At 67.6% G+C, this 23,600-nt stretch carries 25 protein-coding genes and 1 tRNA gene; 6 read left to right on the top strand and 20 right to left on the bottom strand.

Annotation, left to right across the window (positions count from 1 at the left end; all coding sequences use genetic code 11):
• Positions 1-54: 54 nt before the first annotated feature.
• The 4 genes from RCP38_RS09860 to RCP38_RS09875 all read right to left on the bottom strand — a co-directional run bounded on the left by RCP38_RS09860 (position 55) and on the right by RCP38_RS09875 (position 4,078).
• Positions 55-999 (bottom strand): helix-turn-helix transcriptional regulator, encoded by a 945-nt coding sequence (locus RCP38_RS09860; RefSeq protein ID WP_308476973.1) that lies wholly within the window; start codon positions 997-999, stop codon positions 55-57.
• Complete coding sequence (locus RCP38_RS09865; RefSeq protein WP_308476974.1) at positions 996-1,991, bottom strand: helix-turn-helix transcriptional regulator; 996 nt, start codon at positions 1,989-1,991, stop codon at positions 996-998. The genes RCP38_RS09860 and RCP38_RS09865 overlap by 4 nt, the downstream gene beginning before the upstream one ends.
• A gap of 40 nt (positions 1,992-2,031) precedes the next feature.
• On the bottom strand, positions 2,032-3,393 hold the full coding sequence (gene pafA / locus RCP38_RS09870) for a Pup--protein ligase (RefSeq protein ID WP_308476975.1): 1,362 nt from the start codon (positions 3,391-3,393) through the stop codon (positions 2,032-2,034).
• 61 nt (positions 3,394-3,454) lie between these two features.
• Positions 3,455-4,078 carry an ANTAR domain-containing response regulator gene (locus tag RCP38_RS09875; RefSeq protein WP_308476976.1) on the bottom strand — a complete coding sequence of 208 codons (624 nt, stop codon included), beginning with the start codon at positions 4,076-4,078 and terminating at the stop codon, positions 3,455-3,457.
• Positions 4,079-4,159: 81 nt separating this feature from the next.
• Here RCP38_RS09875 and RCP38_RS09880 point away from each other — a divergent pair.
• Positions 4,160-4,236, top strand: a tRNA-Leu gene (locus RCP38_RS09880).
• Between the two features lie 52 nt (positions 4,237-4,288).
• Here the strand turns inward: RCP38_RS09880 and RCP38_RS09885 are convergent.
• Complete coding sequence (locus RCP38_RS09885; protein ID WP_308476977.1) at positions 4,289-4,615, bottom strand: CDGP domain-containing protein; 327 nt, start codon at positions 4,613-4,615, stop codon at positions 4,289-4,291.
• A gap of 82 nt (positions 4,616-4,697) precedes the next feature.
• Positions 4,698-5,024 (bottom strand): YnfA family protein, encoded by a 327-nt coding sequence (locus RCP38_RS09890; protein ID WP_308476978.1) that lies wholly within the window; start codon positions 5,022-5,024, stop codon positions 4,698-4,700.
• A gap of 75 nt (positions 5,025-5,099) precedes the next feature.
• Between RCP38_RS09890 and RCP38_RS09895 the strand changes: the two genes are divergently transcribed.
• The 4 genes from RCP38_RS09895 (at position 5,100) to RCP38_RS09910 (ending at position 9,007) form a co-directional block, all read left to right on the top strand.
• Complete coding sequence (locus RCP38_RS09895; RefSeq protein WP_308476979.1) at positions 5,100-6,404, top strand: adenylate/guanylate cyclase domain-containing protein; 1,305 nt, start codon at positions 5,100-5,102, stop codon at positions 6,402-6,404.
• A 57-nt stretch (positions 6,405-6,461) separates the two neighbouring features.
• Complete coding sequence (locus RCP38_RS09900; RefSeq protein ID WP_308476980.1) at positions 6,462-7,709, top strand: alpha/beta hydrolase; 1,248 nt, start codon at positions 6,462-6,464, stop codon at positions 7,707-7,709.
• Between the two features lie 42 nt (positions 7,710-7,751).
• Complete coding sequence (locus RCP38_RS09905) at positions 7,752-8,360, top strand: HdeD family acid-resistance protein (RefSeq protein ID WP_308477168.1); 609 nt, start codon at positions 7,752-7,754, stop codon at positions 8,358-8,360.
• Between the two features lie 134 nt (positions 8,361-8,494).
• Positions 8,495-9,007: a DUF4190 domain-containing protein gene (locus RCP38_RS09910; protein WP_308476981.1), complete on the top strand. Its 513-nt coding sequence runs from the start codon at positions 8,495-8,497 to the stop codon at positions 9,005-9,007.
• On the opposite strand, the gene RCP38_RS09915 is transcribed toward RCP38_RS09910, so the two are convergent.
• The 9 genes from RCP38_RS09915 to RCP38_RS09955 all read right to left on the bottom strand — a co-directional run bounded on the left by RCP38_RS09915 (position 9,004) and on the right by RCP38_RS09955 (position 18,515).
• Entirely contained in the window at positions 9,004-9,894 is an 891-nt protein-coding gene (locus RCP38_RS09915; protein ID WP_308476982.1) for an acyl-CoA thioesterase II, read from the bottom strand. The genes RCP38_RS09910 and RCP38_RS09915 overlap by 4 nt on opposite strands.
• Positions 9,894-11,312 (bottom strand): pyruvate kinase, encoded by a 1,419-nt coding sequence (gene pyk, locus RCP38_RS09920; protein WP_308476983.1) that lies wholly within the window; start codon positions 11,310-11,312, stop codon positions 9,894-9,896. Before pyk ends, RCP38_RS09915 begins: the two co-directional genes overlap by 1 nt.
• Before the next feature lie 81 nt (positions 11,313-11,393).
• Entirely contained in the window at positions 11,394-11,753 is a 360-nt protein-coding gene (locus RCP38_RS09925; protein WP_308476984.1) for an NINE protein, read from the bottom strand.
• A 39-nt stretch (positions 11,754-11,792) separates the two neighbouring features.
• Complete coding sequence (gene lgt / locus RCP38_RS09930; RefSeq protein WP_308476985.1) at positions 11,793-13,337, bottom strand: prolipoprotein diacylglyceryl transferase; 1,545 nt, start codon at positions 13,335-13,337, stop codon at positions 11,793-11,795.
• On the bottom strand, positions 13,334-14,107 hold the full coding sequence (gene trpA, locus RCP38_RS09935; RefSeq protein WP_308477169.1) for a tryptophan synthase subunit alpha: 774 nt from the start codon (positions 14,105-14,107) through the stop codon (positions 13,334-13,336). Before trpA ends, lgt begins: the two co-directional genes overlap by 4 nt.
• A gap of 29 nt (positions 14,108-14,136) precedes the next feature.
• Positions 14,137-15,405: a tryptophan synthase subunit beta gene (gene trpB, locus RCP38_RS09940; protein WP_308476986.1), complete on the bottom strand. Its 1,269-nt coding sequence runs from the start codon at positions 15,403-15,405 to the stop codon at positions 14,137-14,139.
• Positions 15,406-16,224, bottom strand: a complete 819-nt coding sequence (trpC, locus tag RCP38_RS09945; RefSeq protein WP_308476987.1) for an indole-3-glycerol phosphate synthase TrpC — start codon at positions 16,222-16,224, stop codon at positions 15,406-15,408. It abuts the gene before it with no gap.
• A gap of 82 nt (positions 16,225-16,306) precedes the next feature.
• Positions 16,307-16,981 carry a TIGR02234 family membrane protein gene (locus RCP38_RS09950; RefSeq protein WP_308476988.1) on the bottom strand — a complete coding sequence of 225 codons (675 nt, stop codon included), beginning with the start codon at positions 16,979-16,981 and terminating at the stop codon, positions 16,307-16,309.
• Positions 16,974-18,515 (bottom strand): anthranilate synthase component I, encoded by a 1,542-nt coding sequence (locus RCP38_RS09955; RefSeq protein ID WP_373692488.1) that lies wholly within the window; start codon positions 18,513-18,515, stop codon positions 16,974-16,976. Before RCP38_RS09955 ends, RCP38_RS09950 begins: the two co-directional genes overlap by 8 nt.
• A gap of 89 nt (positions 18,516-18,604) precedes the next feature.
• Here RCP38_RS09955 and RCP38_RS09960 point away from each other — a divergent pair, with 89 nt between their 5' ends.
• Entirely contained in the window at positions 18,605-19,069 is a 465-nt protein-coding gene (locus RCP38_RS09960) for a peroxiredoxin (protein WP_308476989.1), read from the top strand.
• Between the two features lie 12 nt (positions 19,070-19,081).
• Here RCP38_RS09960 and RCP38_RS09965 read toward each other — a convergent pair whose 3' ends face one another.
• The 5 genes from RCP38_RS09965 to hisF form a co-directional block, all read right to left on the bottom strand.
• Positions 19,082-20,164 carry a coiled-coil domain-containing protein gene (locus tag RCP38_RS09965; RefSeq protein WP_308476990.1) on the bottom strand — a complete coding sequence of 361 codons (1,083 nt, stop codon included), beginning with the start codon at positions 20,162-20,164 and terminating at the stop codon, positions 19,082-19,084.
• A 262-nt stretch (positions 20,165-20,426) separates the two neighbouring features.
• Positions 20,427-21,383 carry a coiled-coil domain-containing protein gene (locus RCP38_RS09970; protein ID WP_308476991.1) on the bottom strand — a complete coding sequence of 319 codons (957 nt, stop codon included), beginning with the start codon at positions 21,381-21,383 and terminating at the stop codon, positions 20,427-20,429.
• A gap of 178 nt (positions 21,384-21,561) precedes the next feature.
• The gene (locus RCP38_RS09975; protein WP_308476992.1) at positions 21,562-22,341 is read right to left on the bottom strand and encodes a M protein; all 780 of its coding nucleotides are present in this window, start codon (positions 22,339-22,341) and stop codon (positions 21,562-21,564) included.
• A gap of 36 nt (positions 22,342-22,377) precedes the next feature.
• Positions 22,378-22,731 carry a phosphoribosyl-AMP cyclohydrolase gene (gene hisI, locus RCP38_RS09980; RefSeq protein WP_308476993.1) on the bottom strand — a complete coding sequence of 118 codons (354 nt, stop codon included), beginning with the start codon at positions 22,729-22,731 and terminating at the stop codon, positions 22,378-22,380.
• Complete coding sequence (gene hisF / locus RCP38_RS09985; protein ID WP_308476994.1) at positions 22,728-23,513, bottom strand: imidazole glycerol phosphate synthase subunit HisF; 786 nt, start codon at positions 23,511-23,513, stop codon at positions 22,728-22,730. The genes hisI and hisF overlap by 4 nt, the downstream gene beginning before the upstream one ends.
• Between the last annotated feature and the right edge of the window lie 87 nt (positions 23,514-23,600).

Here is a 23,600-nt window from a genome sequence, read left to right on the forward strand (position 1 = left end):
CCCGCGGATGGGTGCCCGCGGTTCAGCTGCCGGGTCGGGCCTGACCCTACGTCGTCATTGGGCCCGGTATGCCGCCAATGCCGCCGCCGCGGCATCGCGCAGCCCGGCGGCCAGCGAAGTGGGCTCCACGATCTGAACCTCGTCGCCCATGCCCAACAGCAGCCGGGTCAACCACTCATCCGAGGCGTAGGTCATCTCCGCCTCATATCCCCCGCCGGGCAGCTCTCGGAGCAGTCGCATCGGGTAATACTCGAACATCCATGCCGCGCTCGGCTCTACCCGCACGATCGCGGTCGGCAACGACGGATCGGCATCGAACAGGGAGGTGTCGGTTTCGGCCCGCCGGGCCGGCGCGGGCGGCGATGCCGGCTCGTCGAGCAACTGTGCGGCGTCGATGCGGTCGAACCTGAACAGGCGAACGCCTTCGGATTCGCGGCACCACCCCTCCAGGTAGGTGTGTGCGGAGATCAACACCACCCGGATCGGGTCGACGACGCGATGCGACATGCTGTCGCGGGAGGCGGCGTAGTAGTCGATGGCCAGCGCCCGTTGGCGGTGCACCGCATCGCGGACGACCTCGGCGGTCGCGTTCTCGGTACCGGTGGACGCCGGAACCGGATGTGCCGCGGTGCCTGCCGCATTCTCGATCTTGGCGATCGCGCTGAGAGCCGCCCGCGGATCGACGATGCCGGGCATCTCGGCCAGGGCTCGCAACGCCATCAGCAATGCCGCTGCCTCACGCGACCGCAAGCGTAGTGGCCGTGTGACGCCGGCGTCCTCGTGGACGTCGAGCCGGTCGTCATAGAACGTCACATCGATCAGGTCGCCGGGCCCGTAGCCGGGCAGGCCGCACATCGCCAACTGCACCAGGTCGGCGTGCAGTTGCTTGGGCGTCACACCGAGCTCGGCGGCCGCCTGCACCTTGGTGATGCCCGGACGAGTCTTCAGGTACGGCACCATGTTCAACAGGCGCGCGAGACGCGTCGACAGCTGGTTCACGCCGATACCTCCCCGGCACAGGCCCGCAAACGGGTCAGCACGTCGTTGCGCAGTGCCGGCGGATCCAGCACGACCGCGTCGGCACCGCATCCGGCGATCTCTCGAGCCAGGCGGTCGTGGGTGCCGATATCGACGCCGATGATGTCACCGTCACGTCCGGCCCGGGTCTGGCGCTCCAGCACCGTGCCGACCCGGCGCAGCGCCACGGCACGCCCGTCGGCGACCCAGATGCGGGCCACCTGACCGGTGGGTGCCTCGCCGACGGCCTTGGCGACGATCTGGCGCAGATCGGCGTCCTCGGGGCGGCGGACGGCTCCGGTGGGCCCGATGGTGCGAACGTCGGGTGCGATCCGTGATATCCGGAAGGTGCGCACCGCGTCACGGTCGCGGTCATGGCCCACCAGATACCAACGCCCGGCGTGGGTAACGATGCCCCAGGGCTCGACGGTGCGTGTCACATCGGGCTCCAGTGGCGATGGGCGGTGGTCGAACTGCACGGCCTGACCGGCCTCTGCCGCCAGCATCAGAGCATGCAGCGCCGGTTCGGCCCGGTGAATCCCCGGCAGCGCTGCGGGCGGTGCCACCAGCACATCAGCACGATCGGGATCCACGTCGACGCCGGCGGCCTGCAGTTTGGCCATCGCGCCCGCGGCGTTGGCACGCAGCTCCGGTGACTGCCACAACTGGACGGCGACCGCAACCGCGGCCGCCTCGTCACGGGTTAGGTCGATGGGCGGCAGCGCGTAGGTCTCCGGGTTGATCCGGTACCCCTCGACGGTGTCGAACCCCGAGTTCTTCCCGGTCTCCAGCGGAATGCCCAGATCGCGCAGTTCGCTCTTGTCCCGCTCGAACATCCGCGAGAACGCTTCATCGCTGGAGCTGTCGCCGTAGCCGATCACGGTCGCCCGGATCTTCTCGGCGGTGAGGTAGCTGCGGGTGGCCAGCAACGCGATGACCAGATTGAGGAGTCGTTCGACTTTGGCGGTCGCCATGAGAGAAGAGGATAGGCGACAAGTGGTGCGCTTCCGTGTACTACATGCTGGCGATCAAGCGATTGACCCGCTCGTCGACCGACCGGAACGGGTCCTTGCACAGCACGGTGCGTTGCGCCTGGTCGTTGAGCTTGAGGTGCACCCAGTCGACGGTGAAGTCGCGACCGGCCGCCTGTGCGGCACTGATGAATTCGCCGCGCAGCTTGGCCCGGGTGGTCTGCGGCGGGGTGTCGACGGCGGCGTCGACCTCGTCGTCGGTGGTGACCCGGGCGGCCAGCCCCTTGCGCTGCAGCAGATCGAAGACTCCCCGACCTCGCTTGATGTCGTGATACGCCAGATCCAGTTGGGCGATCTTCGGATCCGACAGTTCCATGTCGTAGCGATCCTGGTAGCGCTGGAACAGCTTTCGCTTGATCACCCAGTCGATCTCGGTGTCGACCTTGGCGAAATCCTGGCTCTCGACGGCGTCGAGCTGGCGCCCCCACAGGTCGATGACCTGATCGAGTTGCGGCGTGCGCGCCGCGCGGGTCTGCACGTACTCCACCGCACGGGCGTAGTACTCGCGCTGGATGTCCAGAGCACCGGCCTGGCGTCCACCGGCCAACCGCACCGGGCGCCGGCCCGTCACGTCGTGGCTGACCTCGCGGATCGCCCGGATCGGGTTGTCCAGCGAGAAGTCCCGGAAGGACACCCCGGCCTCGATCATCTCCAGGACCAGCGCGGCGCTGCCCACCTTGAGCAGGGTGGTGGTCTCGGACATGTTGGAGTCGCCGACGATCACGTGCAGGCGCCGGTACTTCTCGGCGTCGGCGTGGGGTTCGTCGCGGGTGTTGATGATGGGCCGAGACCGCGTGGTGGCGCTGGAGACGCCCTCCCAGATGTGCTCGGCACGCTGCGACAGGCAGAACGTGGCGGCTTTGGGGGTCTGCAGGATCTTTCCGGCACCGCAGATCAGTTGCCGGGTCACCAGGAAGGGCAGCAACACATCGGAGATCCGGGAGAACTCGCCGGCCCGCACGATCAGGTAGTTCTCGTGGCAGCCGTAGGAGTTGCCCGCCGAATCGGTGTTGTTCTTGAACAGGTAGATGTCGCCGCCGATCCCCTCGTCGGCGAGCCGCTGCTCGGCGTCGATGAGCAGATCCTCGAGCACCCGTTCGCCGGCCCGGTCATGGGTGACCAGCTGAATCAGGTCGTCGCATTCGGCGGTTGCATACTCCGGATGACTGCCGACATCCAGGTACAGGCGAGCACCGTTGCGCAGGAACACGTTCGAGCTGCGCCCCCACGACACCACCCGACGGAACAGGTAGCGGGCCACCTCGTCGGGCGACAACCGCCGATGACCGTGGAAGGTGCAGGTGACACCGAACTCGGTCTCGATACCCATGATTCTGCGCTGCACGTGATCGAGCGTACTGGCTGGACCAGCGCGGCGGGGCTCTGCCGGGCCGCTGGCGTGGCGATCAGGCCGGCGGATCGGCCGCGGTGTCGAGGTTGTCCAGCACGACTTCGGCCACCTGACGCATGGTGGTGCGCTTGTCCATCGCCGCCCGCTGGATCCATTTGAACGCCTCGGGCTCACTGAGTCCCTGGGTGCTCTGCAGCACGCCCTTGGCGCGCTCGACGAGCTTGCGGGTGGCCAGTTGCTCCGACAGTGAACCGACTTCACGCTCCAGCGCGCTGATCTCCTCGGAGCGGCTCAGCGCCAACTCGATCGCCGGTACCAGGTCGCCGGAGGTGAAGGGTTTGACCAGATAGGCCATCGCCCCGGCGTCACGGGCGCGTTCGACCAGTTCCCGCTGGCTGAACGCGGTGAGGATGACCACCGGCGCGATGCGCTTGCCGGCGATCTCCGATGCTGCGTCGATCCCGTCGCGGCGCGGCATCTTCACGTCGAGAATGACCAGGTCCGGGCGCAGCGATTCGGCCAGTTCGACGGCTTCCTGGCCGTCGCCCGCCTCACCCACCACCTCGTAGCCCTCTTCGCGCAGCATTTCGGCGAGGTCCAGCCGGATCAGCGCCTCATCCTCGGCGATCAGGACCCGCCGGGCCGGGCGTGGGCTGCTGTCGGATGTCGGCTCGGTCATGCTCCCCATTGTGTCGTGGCCGCCGCCTGGATCAACCGCGAGGGGCATCGTCTAAGGTAGGACTCCGCGCGCCAGCGTCGGGCCCTCGTATCCCAACTGGCAGAGGAAACGGATTCAAAACCCGTACAGTGTGAGTTCGAATCTCACCGAGGGCACCACAGGTACCACCACTATCCACGCAGGTCAGAAGGTCCCCACCGGCGCTAGGCGTCAGAACCCGCCATAGCGAGGTGCTGGGCCGGGACCGAGTGGGGCCATGTTCGGGCCCGGGATCCAGTCCGGCTGATTGAGCGGGATGGCGTCCGGCAACACGACATAGCAATTGGTGAAGCCGCCACCGGAATCACCCCCGCCCGCATACAGGCATCGGCCCCAACTGCCATCGGGGTTCTTGGGGTCGTCGCAGATGGTGCGTCCGTTGTTCCAACCGAAGTAAGTGGCCTGGCAGCCTGCACCGGCGGGAGCCGCGGTCGTGAGGCACAGCGCGGGTACTGCAGCGATGACGCCCAGCGTGGCCACTATGGCGGTGATTCTCATGGGCAGTTGACTATCAGACCGCGCCGACACACAGCGGTTCCGGCGGTCTTGCCGGGGCCTATGCGGCCACCCCTGGTGCAGGTCAGCGCGGCGCATACATGATCACGCCCACCCCGGCCAGGCAGATCAGCGCGCCGATGACATCGGCGCGGTCCGGCCGGAATCCGTCGAACGCCATCCCCCAGGCCAGCGATCCGGCGACGAACACCCCGCCGTAGGCGGCCAGGATGCGACCGAACGCGGCGTCGGGCTGCAGTGTCGCCGCGAAGCCGTACAACCCCAGCGCAATCACTCCGGCACCGGCCCACAGCAGCCCGCGATGCTCGCGCACCCCCTGCCAGACCAGCCACGCCCCACCGATCTCCGCGATGGCAGCCAGCACGAACAGCGCTATCGAACGCATCACCATGCCGGCCGACCTTAGGCGCAGGGGCGGACTCGGCGAAACCGCCGGCCTTACTGTTTGCCCGATTAGGCTGGTCCGGTGCCAGTCGATCGGTTCAGCGCATCCGCGGCGAAAGCGCCCTACCTGCACTCACACCGTGTGCCGGCCCGGACGCAGCACCGTGCCGCCCAGTCGACGCAACGACTGCGCATCCTCAAGATGTCGGTGGCACTCGCGGTGCCCATCTGTGTCTGCTTCGGGCTCCTCGAGATCTGGGCCGCGCCCAACTATTGGTGGATCGGTGTACTCAACCTGGCGGTAGCCGCCTCGTGGACGTTGACGCCTCGGCTTTACCGCTACGGAGAACTGGTCGCTCCGCTGACGTTCATCGGGATCGCCTACTTCATCACCGCCGTCGTGTGCTGGGTGGCGGGCACCGGTTCGGGTGCCCAGTTCTACTTCCTGGCCGCGGCATCGATCAGCGTGCTGATCCTGGGCGCGGACCGGATCGTGCTGGCCTCGGCGGTCGCCGGGCTCGGTGCGGCACTGGCCATCGCCCTGAGCTTCCTATCGCCGGGCGACAAACTGGACCAGCCGGTCTGGCTGCACCACCTGATGTTCGCGATGGTGGTGGTCTCGGCATGCGCCATGGTGGTGGCGACCGTGTGGTTCGCGCTGCATGAGATGCGCCGCGCCGAGGTGGCGATGGAAGCCGAGTACGACCGGTCCGAGGCGTTGCTGGCCAACATCCTGCCCGCGGCCATCGCCGCGCGGTTGAAGGATCCGGCGGTAGACGTGATCGCCGACAGCTATCCGGATGCCTCGGTGCTGTTCGCCGACATCGGCGGTTTCACGCGACGTGCCAGCCAAGTCGACCCGCGACGTCTGGTCGGTTTCCTCAACCAGCTCTACACCGGACTGGACCGGCTCGTCGACAAACACGGGTTGGAGAAGATCAAAACCAGCGGCGATTCCTATATGGTGGTCAGCGGAGTGCCCGATCCCAACCCGGACCATCTGCAGGCCCTGGCCCGTCTGGCGCTCGACATCGCCAAGAACGTCGCCGAACTGCGTGACCCTCGAGGCCGGCCGGTGTCGCTGCGCATCGGAATGGCGGCCGGGCCGGTGGTGGCCGGGGTGGTCGGCAAGCTCCGGTTCTTCTACGACGTATGGGGCGACGCGGTCAACCTCGCGGCCCGGATGGAGTCCACCGGATGCCAGGACCGCATCCAGGTGCCCCAATCGGTCTACGAGCGGCTCAAAGACGATTTCGTCTTCGAAGAACGCGGCGAGGTCGACGTCAAGGGCAAGGGCCCCATGCCCACCTGGTTCCTGGTGGGTGAACATCCGCGAACGGCGCACAACAAGGAGATGCGGCCGCTACCGGCCTCCCGCCCACAGTGATCGGGTGCCGTAGGGTTTTCGGCGAATCAGCCCGTCTCACAGTGATTGAGGAGTGCGATGACAAGGCTTTTCGCCGTGCTCGGCTCGCTGGCCGGACTCGCGAACACCACCAACGGCTATCGGCCGCTGACCAAACGCGGCTATCCGTCGCTGGGGGCGTTCGCGTTCGGGGTCTTCGCCTCGGAGTTGCCGCTGCCGCTCATCGCGGGCCAGGCGACGGTACTGGCGGCCGTCTCCCGGTGGCTGTCGCCGCGCGCCCGTCGACTGAGTTGGCTGATCTCGGGGCTCTCGTGGCTGGGGCTGGCGGGGCTCGAATATGCCGGACGCACCGCGGACAAGCCGCTCAACGCCGCACTGGACGCCGAGTTCGGTACCGGCCGGCGTACCGACGGCAACGACCTGTGGAAGCGGCCGGACCCGCTGGTGGAGAACATCGCCAAAGCCCCAGGCGTGGTGCGCACCCTGTTGGCCTACCGCGACTACGCCACCGATTCCGACATCCCCTACGGCGAGTACGGCAGCCGCAACACCCTCGACGTGTGGCGGCACCGGGACCTGCCCCGGGACGGCCGCGCACCGGTCCTACTGCAGGTGCCCGGCGGTGCGTGGATGACGGGCAGCAAGCGCGGCCAGGCGCACCCGCTGATGGCTCACCTGGTGGAACGGGGCTGGGTATGCGTCTCGATCAACTACCGTCTCAGTCCCCGGTCGACCTGGCCGGACCACATCATCGACGTCAAGCGCGCGCTGGCCTGGACCAAGGCGCACATCGCCGACTACGGCGGCGACCCGGATTGGGTTGCGATCACCGGAGGCTCGGCGGGTGGTCACCTGACCGCACTGACCGCCCTGACCGCCGGCGACTCGCGTTTCCAGCCGGGATTCACCGGCGCCGACACCAGCGTCCAGGCGGCCGTGCCCTTCTACGGGGTCTACGACTTCACCGGTGAGACCGCGTTGCACCCGTTGCAGACCCCCATGCTGGGCGCCTATGTGTTCAAGCAGAGCCGACGTCGCTCCCCCGACGTCTACCGCGACGCCTCACCGATGACCTACATCACCGAAGACGCCCCGCCGTTTTTCGTGCTGCACGGCAACAACGACACCCTGGTGCCGGTCGAACAGGGCCGCGCGTTCGCCGCCGCCCTACAAGCGGTCAGCGCGAATCCGGTGGTCTACGCCGAGATGCCCCTGGCGCAACACGCCTTCGACATCTTCGGTTCGGCCCGCGCCGCGCACACCGCGACGGCCGTCGAGCAGTTCCTCGCCGAGATCTACGCGAAGCGGTCCCGACCGGCAGCGTGAACGCGCCGACCGGTTGCTGATAACCCGGCCGAAATCTCTCAGCTGTGTCACACTGCGGCCATGGAAACCCCCGTATCGAGCTTGCTGCCGAATCTGTGGAAGACGACGCTGGTCTCCGGCGTCCTGGCCCTCGTCCTGGGTGCGGTGGTGTTGGCCCGCCCGGGCGAGTCCATCCTGGTCGCCGCGGTGCTGTTCGGTGTCTACCTGGTGATCACCGGGATCACCCAGCTGATCTTCGCGTTCAGCCTCCCGGTCATGTCCGCCGGCGGACGGGTGCTGCTCTTCCTCAGCGGCACGGCGTCGGTGATTCTGGCCGTACTGTGTTTCCGCCACTTCAACTCCGACGAGGAAGCCCTGGGCGTACTCCTGCTCGCGGTCTGGATCGCGATCGGGTTCATCTTCCGCGGTGTGGCCACCGCCGTGGCGGGCATCAGCGATCCCGCGCTGCCGGGCCGCGGCTGGCAGATCTTCATGGGTGCGGTGAGCCTGCTGGCCGGTCTGGTGACGCTGGCCTCGCCGTTCGCCTCACTGGTGGTGCTGGCGCTGGTGGTCGGCAGCTGGCTGATCGTGATCGGCATCGTCGAGATCGTGACCGCGCTCAAAGTCCGCTCGGCGTCGCGGGCGATCGCCGGCGCGGTCTCGCACGGCTAGCGCGGATCGGCCGGGCTTGGCGGTCGACCGCCGTTTCGGCCCCATCCCGGGTAGGCTGGTCCCCGATCCGTCTTGACACCTGTCTGATCCTCTGATGTGGAGTCTGCGCAATGCCCGAGTCCGGTACGTCATCCTTGGCGCCTGAGTCTCAGTTCTGGCCTACGCCCGGCCCCGCGGAGTACCCGTACCCGGCCCCCGGCCACTACCCCGGTTACACCCCGCTGAGCCCGCGCAATGCGCCGAAGAACGGGGTGAGCATCGCGGCTCTGGTGGTCGCGATCGCCGGTATCGTGACGGCACTGTCGGTGATCGGCGGCGTGGTTCTGGGGCTGACCGCGGTGGTGCTCGGCATCATCGGCCGGGGACGGGTAAAGCGTGGGGAAGCCGACAACGGCGGCGTCGCGCTGGCCGGGATCGTGCTGGGTGCCCTGGCGATGGTCGCGGGTATCGGCTGCATCGCCATCTACATCGGCATCTGGCGCTCGGCCGGCGGCGAGGACTTCGTGAACTGCATGGCCAAAGCCGGATCCGACACCGGTGCCCAGCAGGAGTGCAACGACCGGATCCGCAAACACCTGGAGAACAGCTTCGGCGGCGACGCCCCCATGGTCCAAGAAGAGTCCGACTCGGACCTGCTGCCCGCCTAGTTCGGTGACCGGCCTTTAGCGCTCGGGAAGTACTTCAGCACACCCTCCTGGGTGACGCTGGCGATGACCTGCCCGGACCGGTCGAAGAAGTGCCCGGTACCCAGCCCCCGCGAGTCCGCGGCCACCGGCGACGACGTCGCATACAACACCCAGTCGTCGAACCGCACGGGCCGGTGAAACCAGACGGTGTGGTTGGCGCTGGCCGCGAAGATCCGGTCGAAACCCCACGACAACCCGTGGGTGGTGATGATCGAGTCCAAAACGGTGGTGTCCGATGAATAGACCAACATCGCGGTGTGCAGGATCGGATCCTCGGGCAGATCCCCATCGGTCTTGAGCCACACCCGGTTGTGTCCGAGTCGCTCGCCCTTGTCACGCATCACCCAGGCGGGATCGTTGGTGTAGCGCCACTCGATCGGATGCGGTGCGTTCACGAAACCCGGAACGACGGTCTCATAGCCCTTGAGATACTCCTGCAACGGCGGAACCGATTCCGGTTCGGCGACCGTGGGCGCCTCGACATGGTGCTCCAGCCCGCTGCCGCCCGACATGTAGGAGACCATCGAGGTGGCGACCAGCGTGTCGCCCTGCACGGCATCCACCCGGCGATTGGCGAACCGGCGCTCGTCACGCAGTCGATGCACCCGGAATTCGATATCGCGGGCCGGGTCGCCGCCGTTGATGAAATGCACCGACAGTGCGCCGGGCGGCAGGTGGTCGGCCACGGTCCGGCCCGCCGCCACGAACGACTGCGCCATCAACTGCCCGCCGAAGGTCCGCAACGGAGTCTTGCTGGGATGCGACCCGACGAAGACGTCGTCGCCGGCGACCTTGAGATCCAGTACGGCCAGTAGCTCCGCGAGGTCGTTGTTCGACTCGGCCGGCACTAGACGTCGTCCTCCCCGATCCGGTGCACGTGGATCATGTTGGTCGACCCCGAGGTTCCCGGCGGCGCACCCGCGACGATCACCACCTGGTCGCCACGCTGGTAGCGGCCCAGATCGAGCAGCGCCTTGTCCACCTGACGGATCATCCCGTCGGTCGAGTGCTCCTGCGCGACGATGAATGTCTCTGTGCCCCAAGTCATCGCCAACTGACTGCGAATCTCGGGCAACGCGGTGAACGCCAACAGCGGCAACGGAGTGTGCAGCCGCGCCAGCCGGCGCACGGTATCACCGGACTGGGTGAAGGCGACCAGCGCCTTGGCGTCGAGGCGCTCACCGATCTCGCGGGCCGCGTAGGAGATCACGCCCCGCTTGGTGCGCGGAACATGCGTCAACGGCGGTGCGGCCGTAGAGTTCTGCTCCACCGCACACACGATGCGGCTCATGGTCCGCACCGCCTCCAGCGCGTGCTTACCCACCGCGGTCTCCCCGGACAGCATCACCGCGTCCGCCCCGTCGAGTACCGCGTTGGCGACGTCGGAGGCCTCCGCCCGGGTGGGCCGGAAGTTCTCGATCATCGACTCCAGCATCTGGGTCGCCACGATCACCGGACGGGCGTTCTCGCGGGCCACCTGAATGGCACGCTTCTGCACCAGCGGCACCTCTTCGAGTGCCAGCTCCACTCCGAGGTCACCGCGCGCCACCATGACCGCGTCGAACGCCAGCACCACGGCTTCGAGATTCTCGATGGCTTCCGGCTTCTCCAGTTTCGCGACAACCGGGACCCGCCGTCCGACCCGGTCCATCACCTCGTGCACCAGTTCCACATCGGACGGCGAGCGTACGAACGACAGCGCGACGATGTCGACGCCCAGCTCGAGTGCGAACTCGAGATCGGCGACGTCCTTGGTGGACAGCGCCGGCGCGGACACGTTCATACCGGGCAACGACATGCCCTTGTGGTTGCTGACCGGTCCACCGTCGGTCACGGTGCACACCACATCGTTGCCGTCGATGTGTTCGACGATCAGCCCCACCTTGCCGTCGTCGACGAGCACACGGTCTCCGGGCGCCGCATCCGCGGCCAGCTGCTTGTAGGTGGTGGACACCCGGTCGTGATCGCCGGGACAGTCGTCGACGGTGATGCGCACCGTTTCCCCGGCCCCCCAGTAGGTGGGGCCGTCGGCGAAACGCCCGAGCCGGATCTTGGGCCCCTGCAGATCGGCGAGGACACCGACCGCTCGCCCGGTCGCATCGGATGCGGCGCGGACCCACTCGTAGGAGGCCTGGTGATCGGCATGAGCACCGTGGCTGAAGTTCAGGCGGGCCACATCCATACCCGCATCGACCAATGCCCGGACCATCTCCGCGGAGTGGGTCGCCGGACCAAGAGTGCAGACGATCTTCCCGCGTCTATTCACAAGGCCAGCATAGTCGGAACCGCTTCACCCGGCTCGTCGGGAACGTTCGGCGCCAACGGAAAACCCGTCGAGCCGCACCGCTCAGGCGATTCCGCGTAGCGGCCGGTACTGCTTGTCGTACACCCGACCACTCATGATCAGAATCGCTTCGACCAGGCCCCAGGTGAAGGGAACGAAGATGCCGAACCCGTACGTCGCGACGGTCGCCAGCAAGCCGATCACCAATTGCGCGATGCCCAGCCCGACGTGGCCCAGATATATCCGCCCGAACCCGAGCAATCCGAAAAGACCGAGCAATTGCAGCAGGGCCGCGATGACCTTCGACTTGTCCGAGTAGGGCCGTCCGGACACCGGATCCCGGCCGTAGGGCGCCCACAGGTACGGGTACGGCGGCAGCGGACCGGGGACTTGCGGCCGGTGGTGCCACTGCGGATCGGACATGACTGCAGCATGCCAGAATTTCCGAAAACGCCGCCGTGGCTACTCTTCGGGCTGGTCGGAGGCTTCCGCGTCGTCGGCTTCGACTTCCCCCGGTTCGGCCTCATCGGGCTCGGCGCCGTCCGGTTCGGCGTCATCGGCTTCGACTTCGTCTGCGACCTCGTCGGCGGCCTCGTCGGCGGCCTCGTCGGTGTCGCCCGACTCGTCCGATGCCGCGTCGAGGTCCTCGTCCGGTTCGCTCACGGCATCTTCGGCGATGTCCTCTTCCACCGCGTCGGCCGTATCGGATTCGTCGGCCTCGTCAGCCGCGTCGACGGCCTCCGCCACATCGGCATCGGCGGTCTCGTCGCCCTCGGACACCGCGGCCTCGGGTTCCACGTCCTCGGATACCGCGATTTCGGGTTCCACGTCCTCGGATACCGCGTCCGTGGATTCGGCGAGATCGGCTGCGACACCGTCCTCGTCGGGATCTTCGGCCGCCACGTCTTCTTCAGCGACCCCGTCGTCCCCGCCGTCCTCGCCAGCGGGGCCGTCCGCACTGTCACCGATGTCCGAATCCGACTCACCGGAAAGTCTTTTCGGTATCCGGACCACCGAGCCCACGCCGTTGGCGGTCGCGGCCGCCACCAATTCCGGCTCCTGCTCGACATCCGGTCCGGCTTCGGGTTCCACCTCCGCTTCGGGTGTGGCGTCGGCCGGTTCGACCTCCGGGGGCTGCCAGACCCGCCGGATGGCCTCGGGATCCTCCCGGCCCTTGGTCGCGACCAGGATGTAGACCACCGCGCCGATCAACACGAACGTCGACGTGAACGAATTGACCCGGATCCCGGCGATGTGGGTCGCCGCATCATCCCGCAGCAGTTCGATACCGAACCGGCCGATGCAGTACCCCGCGATGTAGAGCGCGAACAGTCGGCCGTGCCCCATCCGGAACCGGCGGTCGGCATAGATCAACACCGCGAACACCACGAGGTTCCACAACAACTCGTACAGGAACGTCGGCTGAACGATCTTGTACAGCTCACCGGTGGAAACGCCGTCGAGCAGGTGCGGATCACGCACGCCCGCAGCGTCTTCCCGCCAGAAGATCTCCAGACCCCACGGCAGCGTCGTCTCCCTGCCGTATAGCTCCTGGTTGAAGTAGTTACCGATACGCCCGAGGGCCTGCGCCAACACGATGCCGGGCGCCACGGCATCGCCGAAAGCGGGCAACGGAATCCCCCGCCGGCGACAGCCGATCCACGCGCCGACCCCGCCGAGCGCCACCGCGCCCCAGATGCCCAGTCCGCCGTCCCAGATCCGTGGTGTCGCTTCCCATCCGACGCCGCCCTCGCCGAAGTACGTGCGCCAGTCGGTCAACAGGTGATACAGCCGCCCGCCGATCAGGCCGAACGGCACCGCCCACAACGCGATGTCATAGATGACACCCGGTTCGCCGCCACGGGCGCGCCACCTGCGGTCACCGATCAACAATGCGCTGACGATGCCGACGATGATGCACAGCGCATAGGCCCGGATCGGAATCGGCCCAAGATGCCATACCCCGCGCGCAGGGCTCGGGAAGTACGTGAGCCAATCCAACGTCATCGCTGGGCAACCCCTTGACGCACTCCGGAAACCAGTTCGCGCGTCAGCGTCCGCAATGCGTCGAGACCGTCCGTCAGCGCGGTGACCAATGCCGACCCCACGATCACCCCATCGGTGTAGGCGCCGATCTCGGCGGCCTGAGCACCCGAACGCACACCCAGGCCGACGCCCACCGGGATATCGGAGACCTCGCGCACCCGGGCCACCAGTTCCGGAGCGGCGTTGGACACCGTGTTACGCACGCCCGTGACACCCATGGTGGAGGCCGCGTAGACGAATCCACGAGTCGCGGCGACGGTCTCGGCGAGGCGCTGCGGAGTCGAAGAGGGCGCCACCAGGAAGATCCGGTCCAGGCCGTGCTGCTCGGACGCCGCCATCCAGTCGTCGGCTTCATCGACGATCAGATCGGGGGTGATCAGCCCGAGTCCGCCGGCCGCGGCGAGATCGCGCGCGAACGCGTCGACGCCATAACGCAACACCGGATTCCAGTAGGTCATCACTACCGCACGTCCACCGGCACCGGCGATCGCCTCGACCGCGGTCAAGGTGTCGCGCACCCGTACGCCGCCCTGCAACGCCGTCTCGGTGGCCCGGGCGATCGTCGGGCCGTCCATTCCGGGATCGGAGTACGGAACCCCGACTTCGACCAGATCACAACCGGATTCGACCAACGCCGTCATCGCGGCGATGGATCCCGGCACGTCGGGATAGCCGGTGGGCAGATAGCCGATCAGTGCGGCGCGTTCCTCGGCCCGGCACGCGGCGAACATCGCGGCCAGCCGATCACCGCTGTGGTCGCTCACGAATCGCTCCCCGTCTCGTCGAGCAGCCCGAACCACTTCGCTGCGGTCTCCACATCCTTGTCGCCGCGACCGGAGACGTTGACCACCACCACCTTGCCGGGCCCGAGCTCGGCGGCCAGCTTGAGCGCACCGGCGATCGCGTGCGCGGACTCGATGGCCGGGATGATTCCTTCAGTACGGCAAAGGATTCCGAAAGCATCCATCGCCTCGGTGTCGGTGATGGGCCGATACTCGGCACGGCCGGTCTCGCGCAGCCAGGCGTGCTCGGGACCAACACCCGGGTAGTCGAGGCCCGCGGAGATCGAATGCGACTCGATGGTCTGGCCGTCGTCGTCCTGCAGCAGGTAGGAGTACGAGCCCTGGAAGGCCCCCGGCGTTCCCCCGGTGAACGTCGCGGCATGGCGACCGGTTTCCACTCCGTCGCCGCCGGCTTCGAACCCGACCAGGCGGACCGCCGGGTCGTCGAGGAAGGCGTGGAAGATGCCGATGGCGTTCGATCCGCCGCCCACGCATGCGGCCACGGCATCGGGCAGCCGGCCGGCCATCTGCTGAATCTGCACGCGCGCTTCCATGCCGACGATCCGCTGGAAGTCGCGCACCATGGTCGGGAAGGGGTGCGGACCGGCGGCCGTACCGAAGCAGTAGTAGGTGCGGTCGGCGTTGGTGACCCAGTCCCGGAACGCCTCGTTGATCGCGTCCTTGAGGGTCTGCGAACCCGTTTCGACCGAGACCACCTTCGCCCCGAGCAGACGCATCCGGGCCACGTTGAGGGCCTGACGACGGGTGTCGACCGCGCCCATGTAGATCACACATTCCAGGCCCAGCAGCGCGCAGGCGGTGGCGGTGGCCACCCCGTGCTGGCCGGCCCCGGTCTCGGCGATCACCCGGGTCTTCCCCATGTAGCGGGCCAGCAGTGCCTGGCCGAGCACATTGTTGATCTTGTGGGAACCGGTGTGGTTCAAGTCTTCCCGCTTCAAGAAGATGCGGGCACCGCCGACATGCGCGGTCAGGCGTTCGGCTTCGTACAACGGCGAGGGCCGACCGGTGTAGTGCGTCTGAAGATCATCGAGGGTGTCGAGGAACTCGCGATCGTTGCGCACCTTGTCGTAGGCGGCGGTGACCTCTTCGATCACGGCCATCAGCGCCTCGGCGACGTAGCGGCCGCCGTAGACACCGAAGTGTCCGCGGGCGTCCGGGTCGTGGCGAGTGGATTCGGCGATTCCGGCGCTGGCGCGCGGAAAGTTCACCGTCGGGTTGTCTGACATCTAGCGGGCCGGCTTCGGGCAGGACGGATGCTTACCCGCACTGACCAAATCGGCGACTGCGGCTCGCGGGTCACCGCTGGTGACCAATCCCTCGCCGACCAGTACCGCGTCCGCGCCGGCACCGGCGTAGGCCAGCAGGTCGGCGGTACCGCGCACGCCGGATTCGGCGATCTTGACCACCTCGGTGGGCAGTCCCGGCGCGATCCGCGCGAAACAGTCGCGGTCGACCTCCAAGGTGGTCAGGTCGCGTGCGTTGACGCCGATCACCTTCGCGCCCGCGGTCAGCGCGCGGTCGGCCTCCTCCTCGGTGTGCACCTCGACCAGGGCGGTCATGCCCAGTGACTCGGTGCGGTCGAGCAGCGAGACCAGGGCCTGCTGTTCGAGCGCGGCCACGATCAGCAACAGCATGTCCGCGCCGTGCGCCCGGGCCTCGTGGATCTGGTAGGGCCGGACGATGAAATCTTTGCGCAGCACCGGAATGGATACCGCGGCACGCACCGCGTCCAGATCCGCCAACGAACCGTTGAACCGGCGCTCTTCGGTCAGCACGCTGACCGCCCGAGCACCGCCGTCGGCGTAGATCCGGGCCAGCTCCGCCGGGTCGGCGATGGGTGCCAGTTGCCCCTTGGACGGGCTCGCCCGCTTCACCTCGGCGATGACCGCGATACCGGGCTCGCGGAGCGCGGCCATCACGTCCCGCGGCGGGGGCATGGCCTCGGCTGCCGCCTTGACTTCCGCCAGGGGCACTGCGGCTTCCCGGGCGGCAAGGTCAGCACAGACTCCCTCGATGATGGAGTCGAGCACGGATGCCGAACTCATGGCTGCCGCTTCCCTCCCGCGTCCGATAGTTCTTCCTTCGAAGACCTTGTGCGAAGCCTATCCACCGTCACCGCCCGCTGTGTCACCGGCCCTCACCGGCGCCGCCGGGCCCCGGTCCGCCGCGATCGTCGGTGGGGTCGCGGCCCTCGTCGAGCGCATCCCACAGCACGCGTTCGGAGATCTCCGGTGCGCCGGGCCCGGTCGATGCACCGGTGCCGGCGTCCCGGGCAACGGCGCGACGGACCGCCGGTGCGGCGTACTTCGTGTCGCGACTTCCGCTGCTGCGCACCGCCGCGCGCATCAGCAGCGCGGCCGCGGTCAGCACGCAGACCGCGGCGATCAGACACAGCACGGCGCCGGCGTACCGGCGATCGGTACTGCGCAGCGCGGTCAGCGGCACCTCGGCGATGCTCAGGGCCCGCAGCGTGATGTCACGAGCCGCCCACATCCCGGCGGCCAGGTAGCCGCAAGCCAGGCTCACCGTGCCCGCCACCAGAGCCAGCAGGCGCAGTTGCCACCCGCGCATGGCCGCCCCCGCGGCCGCGGCGGCCAAGCACAGCAACGCCAGCGGCACGAGTGCCTTCGACCAGGCTGCCCCGGTCACGGTGAGCTCCCGAGGTTGCCCGAGACCGTCGGCCAGGCCGAGCACCACCCAGGGCAGCCGCGACGCGCCCCACAGCGCTCCGGCCGCCAGCACCAGCAGCAGTTGTGCGGCGCGCAGCACACGGGCACCGCCGCGGGCGGGTTCCTCAGCCATCGGCGCTCGGCACCGCCAGTGTTTCGGCGGCCGCGATCGCCGCCAGCACCGCTCTGGCCTTGTTCGAGGCCTCGGTGTACTCATAGGGGCCGTTGGAGTCTGCGACCACGCCGCCGCCGGCCTGCACATAGGCGGTGCCGCCGGAGAGCAGGGCGGTACGGATCGCGATGGCGAAATCGGCATTGCCGGCGAAGTCCAGGTAGCCGACCACGCCGCCGTAGAGGCCGCGCCGGGTCTTCTCGACCTCCTCGATCAGCTCCATCGCGCGCACCTTCGGGGCGCCGGAGAGGGTTCCCGCCGGGAAGCATGCGGTCACCGCATCCAGCGCGGTCCGGTCCTCGGCCAGGATCCCGGTCACGGTGGACACCAGGTGCATGACGTGGCTGTAGCGCTCGATGTGGCTGTAGTCGGACACCCGCACCGTGCCGGGAACACAGACCCGGCCGAGATCATTGCGGCCGAGGTCGACCAGCATCAGATGTTCGGCGCGTTCCTTGTCGTCGGCCAACAACTCCTTGGCCAGCAGCTGGTCTTCCTCCTCGGTCGCCCCGCGCCACCGGGTTCCGGCGATCGGGTGTGTGGTGGCCCGGCCCTCCTGAACGGTCACCAAAGCCTCCGGGCTGGAGCCGACGATGGAGAACGCCAGTCCCCCGTTCTCGTCGGGCACCTGCAGCAGATACATGTAGGGGCTCGGGTTGGACACCCGCAGCATCCGGTAGACGTCGATGGCGGCCACATCGGTGTCCATCTCGAAACGCTGCGACGGGACTACCTGGAAGGCTTCGCCGGCCTCGATCTCGCCGACCAACCGGTCGACGATCGCCCCGTACTCCTCGGGGGTGCGCTGCCGACGGTAGACCGGATCGGGCCGCTGGAAGGCCGCGACGCTGGACTCCAGGGGCTGCCGCAGTGCCGCGGTCATCACGTCGAGGCGGGCCACGGCGTCGTCGTAGGCCTCGTCGACTCGCTCGTCGGTGCCGTTCCAGTTCACCGCGTTGGCGATCAACGTGATGGTGCCCTCGTGGTGGTCGACCGCGGCCATGTCGGTGGCCAGCAGCAGCAGCATGTCGGGCAACCGCAGATCGTCGACGGCCAGTTCGGGCAGCCGCTCGAGCCGGCGCACCATGTCGTAGGCGAAGAAGCCCACCAGTCCGCTCGACAGCGGCGGAAGCCCGGGGATGGCGGCGGTCTCCAGCAGCGCCAGCGTCTCGCGCAGCGCCTGCAGCGGGTCGCCGCCGGTGGGCGCTCCCTGCGGCGCGCTACCCAGCCACACCGCGTCGCCGTCGCGCACGGTCAGAGCCGACGCCGATCCGGCGCCGATGAACGACCAGCGCGACCACGACCGACCGTTCTCCGCCGACTCCAGCAGGAAGGTGCCCGGGCGGTTGGCGGCCAGCTTGCGGTAGGCCGACAGCGGTGTTTCGGCGTCGGCCAACAACTTGCGGGTCACCGGGACCACGCGGTGCTCGGCTGCCAGCGCCCGGAAGTCCGCTCGGGACATGTCGCCCGCACTGGGAGTGCTCGTGGTTTGCACCCGCCCATCTTCCCGTAGGCGCCGCGATGCCCGGCGCATAGGGTCGATACCGGTATCGGGTCGCCGGACCCCGGCGTAGCCTGGCGGCCATGAAACCTGGTGACATCGTGGCCGATTTCGAGCTCCCCGACCAGACCGGGGCGCCGCGCAAACTCAGTGCACTCCTGGCCGACGGCCCGGTGGTGCTGTTCTTCTATCCCGCGGCCATGACGCCCGGCTGCACCAAGGAAGCCTGTCATTTCCGTGATCTGGCCGGGGAATTCGCCGCCGTCGGAGCCACCCGGGTGGGCATCAGTGCCGACGCGGTGGACAAGCAGGCCAAGTTCGCCGACCAGCAGGGCTTCGACTACCCGTTGCTGTCCGACACCGCGGGAACGGTGGCCGCTCAGTTCGGCGTCAAGCGCGGCATGCTGGGCCGGTTGATCCCGGTCAAGCGGACCACGTTCGTCATCGACACCGATCGGAGAGTGCTGGACGTGATCGCCAGCGAATTCTCCATGGACACCCACGCCGACAAGGCGCTGGAGGTCTTGCGGGCGCGGGGTTCGGCCTAGCCGGTCAGCAGGTCAGCCGGCCTGCTCGCCGTCGCGGGCCGGATCCTGTCCGCCCGCTGCGGCCTCCGCGGGTTCGCGGCCGTCGGCAGGGGCGTCATCGCCGAACTCTCCGGGGCCGGGCGGGCCCAGCCGGTCCCCCACCGAGGAGTCGATCCAGTTCCTGATCTCGCCGAGATGGGTGATGATCCCGGCGCGCTCCCGCTTCAACAGGTCCACTTCGGCCTGCGTGCGTTCGGTGAGCACTTTGGCTTCCCGCTTGGTGGTGGAGATCAGCGCCGACGCTTCGAGCCGGGCTTCCTTGTCCAGCTGGGCGATCGTCGCCTCGGCCTGCTCCCAGGCCGCCTTCATCTTCTGATCCAGCCGGTGCTGGGCTTCCCGACGATTGCGCTCGTCCTCTTCCCAGGCCAGCTTGATCTGTTCGTCGAGCGATTCCTGCGCCGCGCGACGGTTGCGCTCGTCCTCCTCGGCCAGACGCTGATACAGCTCGCGGCGCGCACGCTCGGCCTCCTCGATCTCCCGCGAGATCCGGCTGCGCTCTTCATGCGCGATCCGCAGGATCTCCTCGGCCTCCTGGGTCGCCGCCTCCAGGATCTTCGCGCGTCGTGCGTTCGTGGATTCCTGAAACTCGGCCAGCGCTTCACCGGCGGCCGCACGGTCGTGGGTGGCGGCCTCCAACTGCTCACGCAATTCGGCGGTCAGCGCCTCGGCGTCCTGACGGGCAAGCTCCTTGGTGCGCCGGGCCTCCTCGGAGGCGATCCGCATCATCCGCGCGATCCGATCCGACATGCCTTCGACGGAGTCGACCGGTCCACTGACCTGTTCGAACTGGGAACGCAGTTGGGTCAACTCGGCGACCAAGCGCTGGCGCTCCGAGTCCGCATCGGCAGTCATCCGCACGAGGTCGTTCTGCAGTCGGTTGACCTCGGCGACGAGTTGGTCGCGGTCGACGATGGTCTGTGACTTCGCCGCTTCGAGGGATTTGCTGCGGTCCTGCAGCATTTCGATCTCGTGGTGAAGACGCGTGATGTAGTCAGAGACCTCATGGCGATCGAAACCGCGCATCTGCGTTTCGAATTCGGGAATCTCTAGGGCCACCGGTGTACTCCTAAGCACCTGACGGATTCGGTCTTCGGTTCGATGGGCAACCGGCGTCCAAGCGAGTTGGCTTGTGCGCGAGGCCAAATGGGCATGCATACCCACCGTGCGACGGAGCGTATCAGACCCCGGCAAGGCCTGTCACCGCCCGCTACGTGGGAAAACACCGTTATAACACGGACGATTTTCGCCGAACGAGGACTCTTTTACCGACGAATCCGATTATCGAAGACTCCGGGCTTCGGTCGCCGAATCGGGCCACTTAACCGGCGGTGTTGATCCAGTTCTTGATCAGTTTGAGGTCGGCCACCAACTCCGCCCGCTCCTGCTCCAACACCGCCACCTCGGACTGCGCACGCTCGTCGAGCGCTCTGGCCTCATGCTGGGCGTTGGCGACCAACGTCGCGGCCTCCCAATGCGCCCGTTTGTCCAGCTCGACGATGGCGGCGTCGGCCTGCTCCCAAGCCGCCTTCAGCCGCTGATCCAGCCGCCGTTGCGCTTCCCCGCGATGACGCTCGTCCTCCTCCCAAGCGGCCTTCATCTGTTCATCGAGCACTTCTTGCGCGGCCAGACGATTGCGCTCTTCCTCCTCGGCCAGCCGCTGATACACCGCGCGACGACTCGCCGCGCCCGCTTCGGCCTCCTGCACGATGCGGTCGCGCTCCTCCTGCGCCAGGCGCAGAATCTCGTCCGCCTCCGCAGTCGCGATCTCCAGAATTTTCGCCCGCCGCGCCTCGGCGGAGGCCTGCAATTCGGACAGCTCCCGGTTGGCGGCCGCACGGTCGTACCTGGCCGCCGTCAACTTCTCGCGCAGCTCGCCGGTCAGTGCCTCCGCCTCCTGGCGGGCCAATTCCTTGGTACGCCGGGCCTCTTCGGAGGCGATACGCATCATCCTCGCAATGCGATCGGACATCCCCTCGACGGATTCGGCCGGTTCCGAGACCTGTTCGACCTGACTGTGCAGATACGTCATCTCGGCGATCAGTTCCCGGCGCTGCGCCTCGGCGTCGGCGGCCCGCACCGCGATGTCGTTCTTCAGTCTGGCCACCTCGGCGGCGAGTCGTTCGCAGTCGGATCGGGCCTGCCGCTCGGTCGCGTCGAGTGATTTCGTGCGCTGCTGCAGAAATTCGAATTTGCGTTGCAGGCGGTCAACATAATCCGCGACCTCGTCGCGATCGAAACCGCGTAGCTGCGTTTCGAATTCAGGAATATTCAGCATCGACTACCGATCCCTTCTCCCGAAAAGGCATTGGCCGCCGGCCGGCCGACAGGGAGCTCCCGGCCGAAAAATATTGCCATTAAAAGCAAGTCAGCCTATAGAAGCCGCCGCTGCGCGTGGAAGCGTAGCAGATGCACCAGCAGGTGTCACCGGCCAATCGGAATGGCCGCCGCGCGGTTCAGCGCGGATGATTTTCGCGAAACCAGCTTTCCCTGGCCGACAATGCCGATTCACGAGCGACCTGTAGTGAATCCTTGGCCGAATCGCCGTCATTAACATGTTTTTGGCGATTAACTTCCGACGTCGAACGCTCGATCTGGTCGACGATTTTTGCGCGCGCATCGATCAGCTCCGCAAGTCGCCGCTGTGCGTCGGTGACGTGCGTGGAGATCGCATGGTTCATCTCGGTCAGGATCGCCGAGGCATGGTCCTCGGCTTCGCGCATGATCTCCGCCGCGCTGAGCACCGCCTGTCGACGCAGGTGCGACGCCTGAGCCCGCAGATTCTTGTGCTCGGTCTCCAACTCGGCCCGCAACTCGGCGGCCTCGCGGCGCTGCGCCTCGGCGTCGGCGAGAATCGCCGCGGCCTCGTGCTGGGCGGTGGTGCGCAGTTCGTCGGCGAAGCGATGCGCCGCCGCACGGCTATCGTCCGCCTCGGCGACCGCGCCGTTGAGGATTCCGGACAGCCGATCACTTAGATCGACGATGTCTCCCGGGATCGCCGACGCCAACTCGTTGAACTGAGCCGACGCCGACTCCAGATTCGCCTGCGACTGACTCAATTGGTTGGTCAGTGCGACGATCCGCGATCCATCTCGGGGCATATGCGCTTCGATGTCGCTGACCGTGCCCTGGGCGTAGTGGGAGTCGATCCCCCGCGACAGGCGCTCCAACTGCACGCCTTTGGCCGGTCGGTCGTGTTCCAACCCGGACCAGTCCTCAGGCTCGTCGGAGTTCACAGTCGGCCAGCATACCGCTCAGCCGAAGACGACGAATCAATCTGCGGGACCGAGCAACACGTCGGCATCGAAACAACTGTGATCGCCGGTGTGGCAGGCTCCGCCGGTCTGATCCACCTGAAGCAGCACGGCATCGCCGTCACAGTCCAACCGCACCGAATGGACGTACTGGGTGTTGCCCGACGTCGCGCCCTTGATCCACTGTTCGTTGCGGGAACGCGAGAAGTAGGTCGCCTCGCGGGTCGCCAGGGTGCGTGCCAGTGCGGCGTCGTCCATCCAGGCGACCATCAGCAGATCGCCGCTGCCGCGTTCCTGGACCACCGCGGCGATCAGTCCCTCGGCGTTGCGCTTGAGCCGGGCCGCGATCGCGGGATCCAGGCCGGCCGTCATCGGACCACGATCCCTTCGGCGGCCATCGCCGCCTTGACCTGTCCGATGGTCAATTCGCCGAAGTGGAACACGCTGGCGGCCAGCACCGCATCGGCGCCCGCCGCGACCGCGGGCGCGAAATGCTCGACCGCACCCGCTCCCCCGCTGGCGATCACCGGGACGTTCACCGCCGCCCGCACCGCCCGCAGCATCGCCAAGTCGAAACCGGCTTTGGTCCCGTCGGCGTCCATCGAGTTCAGCAGGATCTCACCGACCCCGAGTTCCACCCCGCGGACGGCCCACTCGACGGCGTCGATCCCGGTACCCCGGCGTCCACCGTGGGTGGTGACCTCCCAACCGGACGCCGTGGGTGCGGAATCCGCCGGGACGGTGCGGGCATCGACCGACAGCACGATGCACTGCGAGCCGAATTGGCGGGACAGTTCGGCCAGCAGTTCCGGGCGGGCGATGGCGGCGGTGTTGACCGAGACCTTGTCCGCCCCGGCGCGTAGCAGCACGTCGACGTCGGCAACGGTGCGCACGCCGCCGCCGACGGTCAGCGGGATGAACACCTGTTCCGCGGTGCGCTCGACGACCTCGAGCATGGTTGCCCGGCCCGACGAGGATGCGGTGACATCGAGGAAGGTCAGTTCATCGGCGCCTTCGGCGTCGTAGGCCGCCGCCAACTCGACCGGGTCGCCGGCGTCGCGCAGATTGGCGAAGTTGACGCCCTTGACGACCCGGCCGCCGTCGACGTCGAGACAGGGAATGACCCGTACGGCCACGTCATTGCGCTTATGCATCGGTCCCAGCTTCGCCTCTCCTGCGTCGAGACTCGCTGAACCGCTGTGCTCATGCATCGGTCCCGGCTTCGCCTCTCCTGCGTCGAG

It is taken from the genome of Mycolicibacter sp. MU0083 (assembly GCF_963378075.1).
Taxonomy (GTDB): domain Bacteria; phylum Actinomycetota; class Actinomycetes; order Mycobacteriales; family Mycobacteriaceae; genus Mycobacterium; species Mycobacterium kokjensenii.

Excerpts from the sequence above, each read along its gene's own strand:
- hisI (WP_308476993.1), bottom strand. The coding sequence starts at position 22,731 with ATGACGGCCGGCCTGGATCCCGCGATCGCGGCCCGGCTCAAGCGCAAC.
- trpC (WP_308476987.1), bottom strand. The coding sequence starts at position 16,224 with ATGAGTTCGGCATCCGTGCTCGACTCCATCATCGAGGGAGTCTGTGCT.
- RCP38_RS09875 (WP_308476976.1), bottom strand. The coding sequence starts at position 4,078 with ATGACCGAGCCGACATCCGACAGCAGCCCACGCCCGGCCCGGCGGGTC.
- RCP38_RS09925 (WP_308476984.1), bottom strand. The coding sequence starts at position 11,753 with ATGTCCGATCCGCAGTGGCACCACCGGCCGCAAGTCCCCGGTCCGCTG.
- RCP38_RS09970 (WP_308476991.1), bottom strand. The coding sequence starts at position 21,383 with ATGCTGAATATTCCTGAATTCGAAACGCAGCTACGCGGTTTCGATCGC.
- RCP38_RS09890 (WP_308476978.1), bottom strand. The coding sequence starts at position 5,024 with ATGGTGATGCGTTCGATAGCGCTGTTCGTGCTGGCTGCCATCGCGGAG.
- hisF (WP_308476994.1), bottom strand. The coding sequence starts at position 23,513 with ATGCATAAGCGCAATGACGTGGCCGTACGGGTCATTCCCTGTCTCGAC.
- RCP38_RS09960 (WP_308476989.1), top strand. The coding sequence starts at position 18,605 with ATGAAACCTGGTGACATCGTGGCCGATTTCGAGCTCCCCGACCAGACC.
- RCP38_RS09885 (WP_308476977.1), bottom strand. The coding sequence starts at position 4,615 with ATGAGAATCACCGCCATAGTGGCCACGCTGGGCGTCATCGCTGCAGTA.
- RCP38_RS09865 (WP_308476974.1), bottom strand. The coding sequence starts at position 1,991 with ATGGCGACCGCCAAAGTCGAACGACTCCTCAATCTGGTCATCGCGTTG.
- RCP38_RS09950 (WP_308476988.1), bottom strand. The coding sequence starts at position 16,981 with ATGGCTGAGGAACCCGCCCGCGGCGGTGCCCGTGTGCTGCGCGCCGCA.
- RCP38_RS09900 (WP_308476980.1), top strand. The coding sequence starts at position 6,462 with ATGACAAGGCTTTTCGCCGTGCTCGGCTCGCTGGCCGGACTCGCGAAC.
- trpB (WP_308476986.1), bottom strand. The coding sequence starts at position 15,405 with ATGTCAGACAACCCGACGGTGAACTTTCCGCGCGCCAGCGCCGGAATC.
- lgt (WP_308476985.1), bottom strand. The coding sequence starts at position 13,337 with ATGACGTTGGATTGGCTCACGTACTTCCCGAGCCCTGCGCGCGGGGTA.
- trpA (WP_308477169.1), bottom strand. The coding sequence starts at position 14,107 with ATGTTCGCCGCGTGCCGGGCCGAGGAACGCGCCGCACTGATCGGCTAT.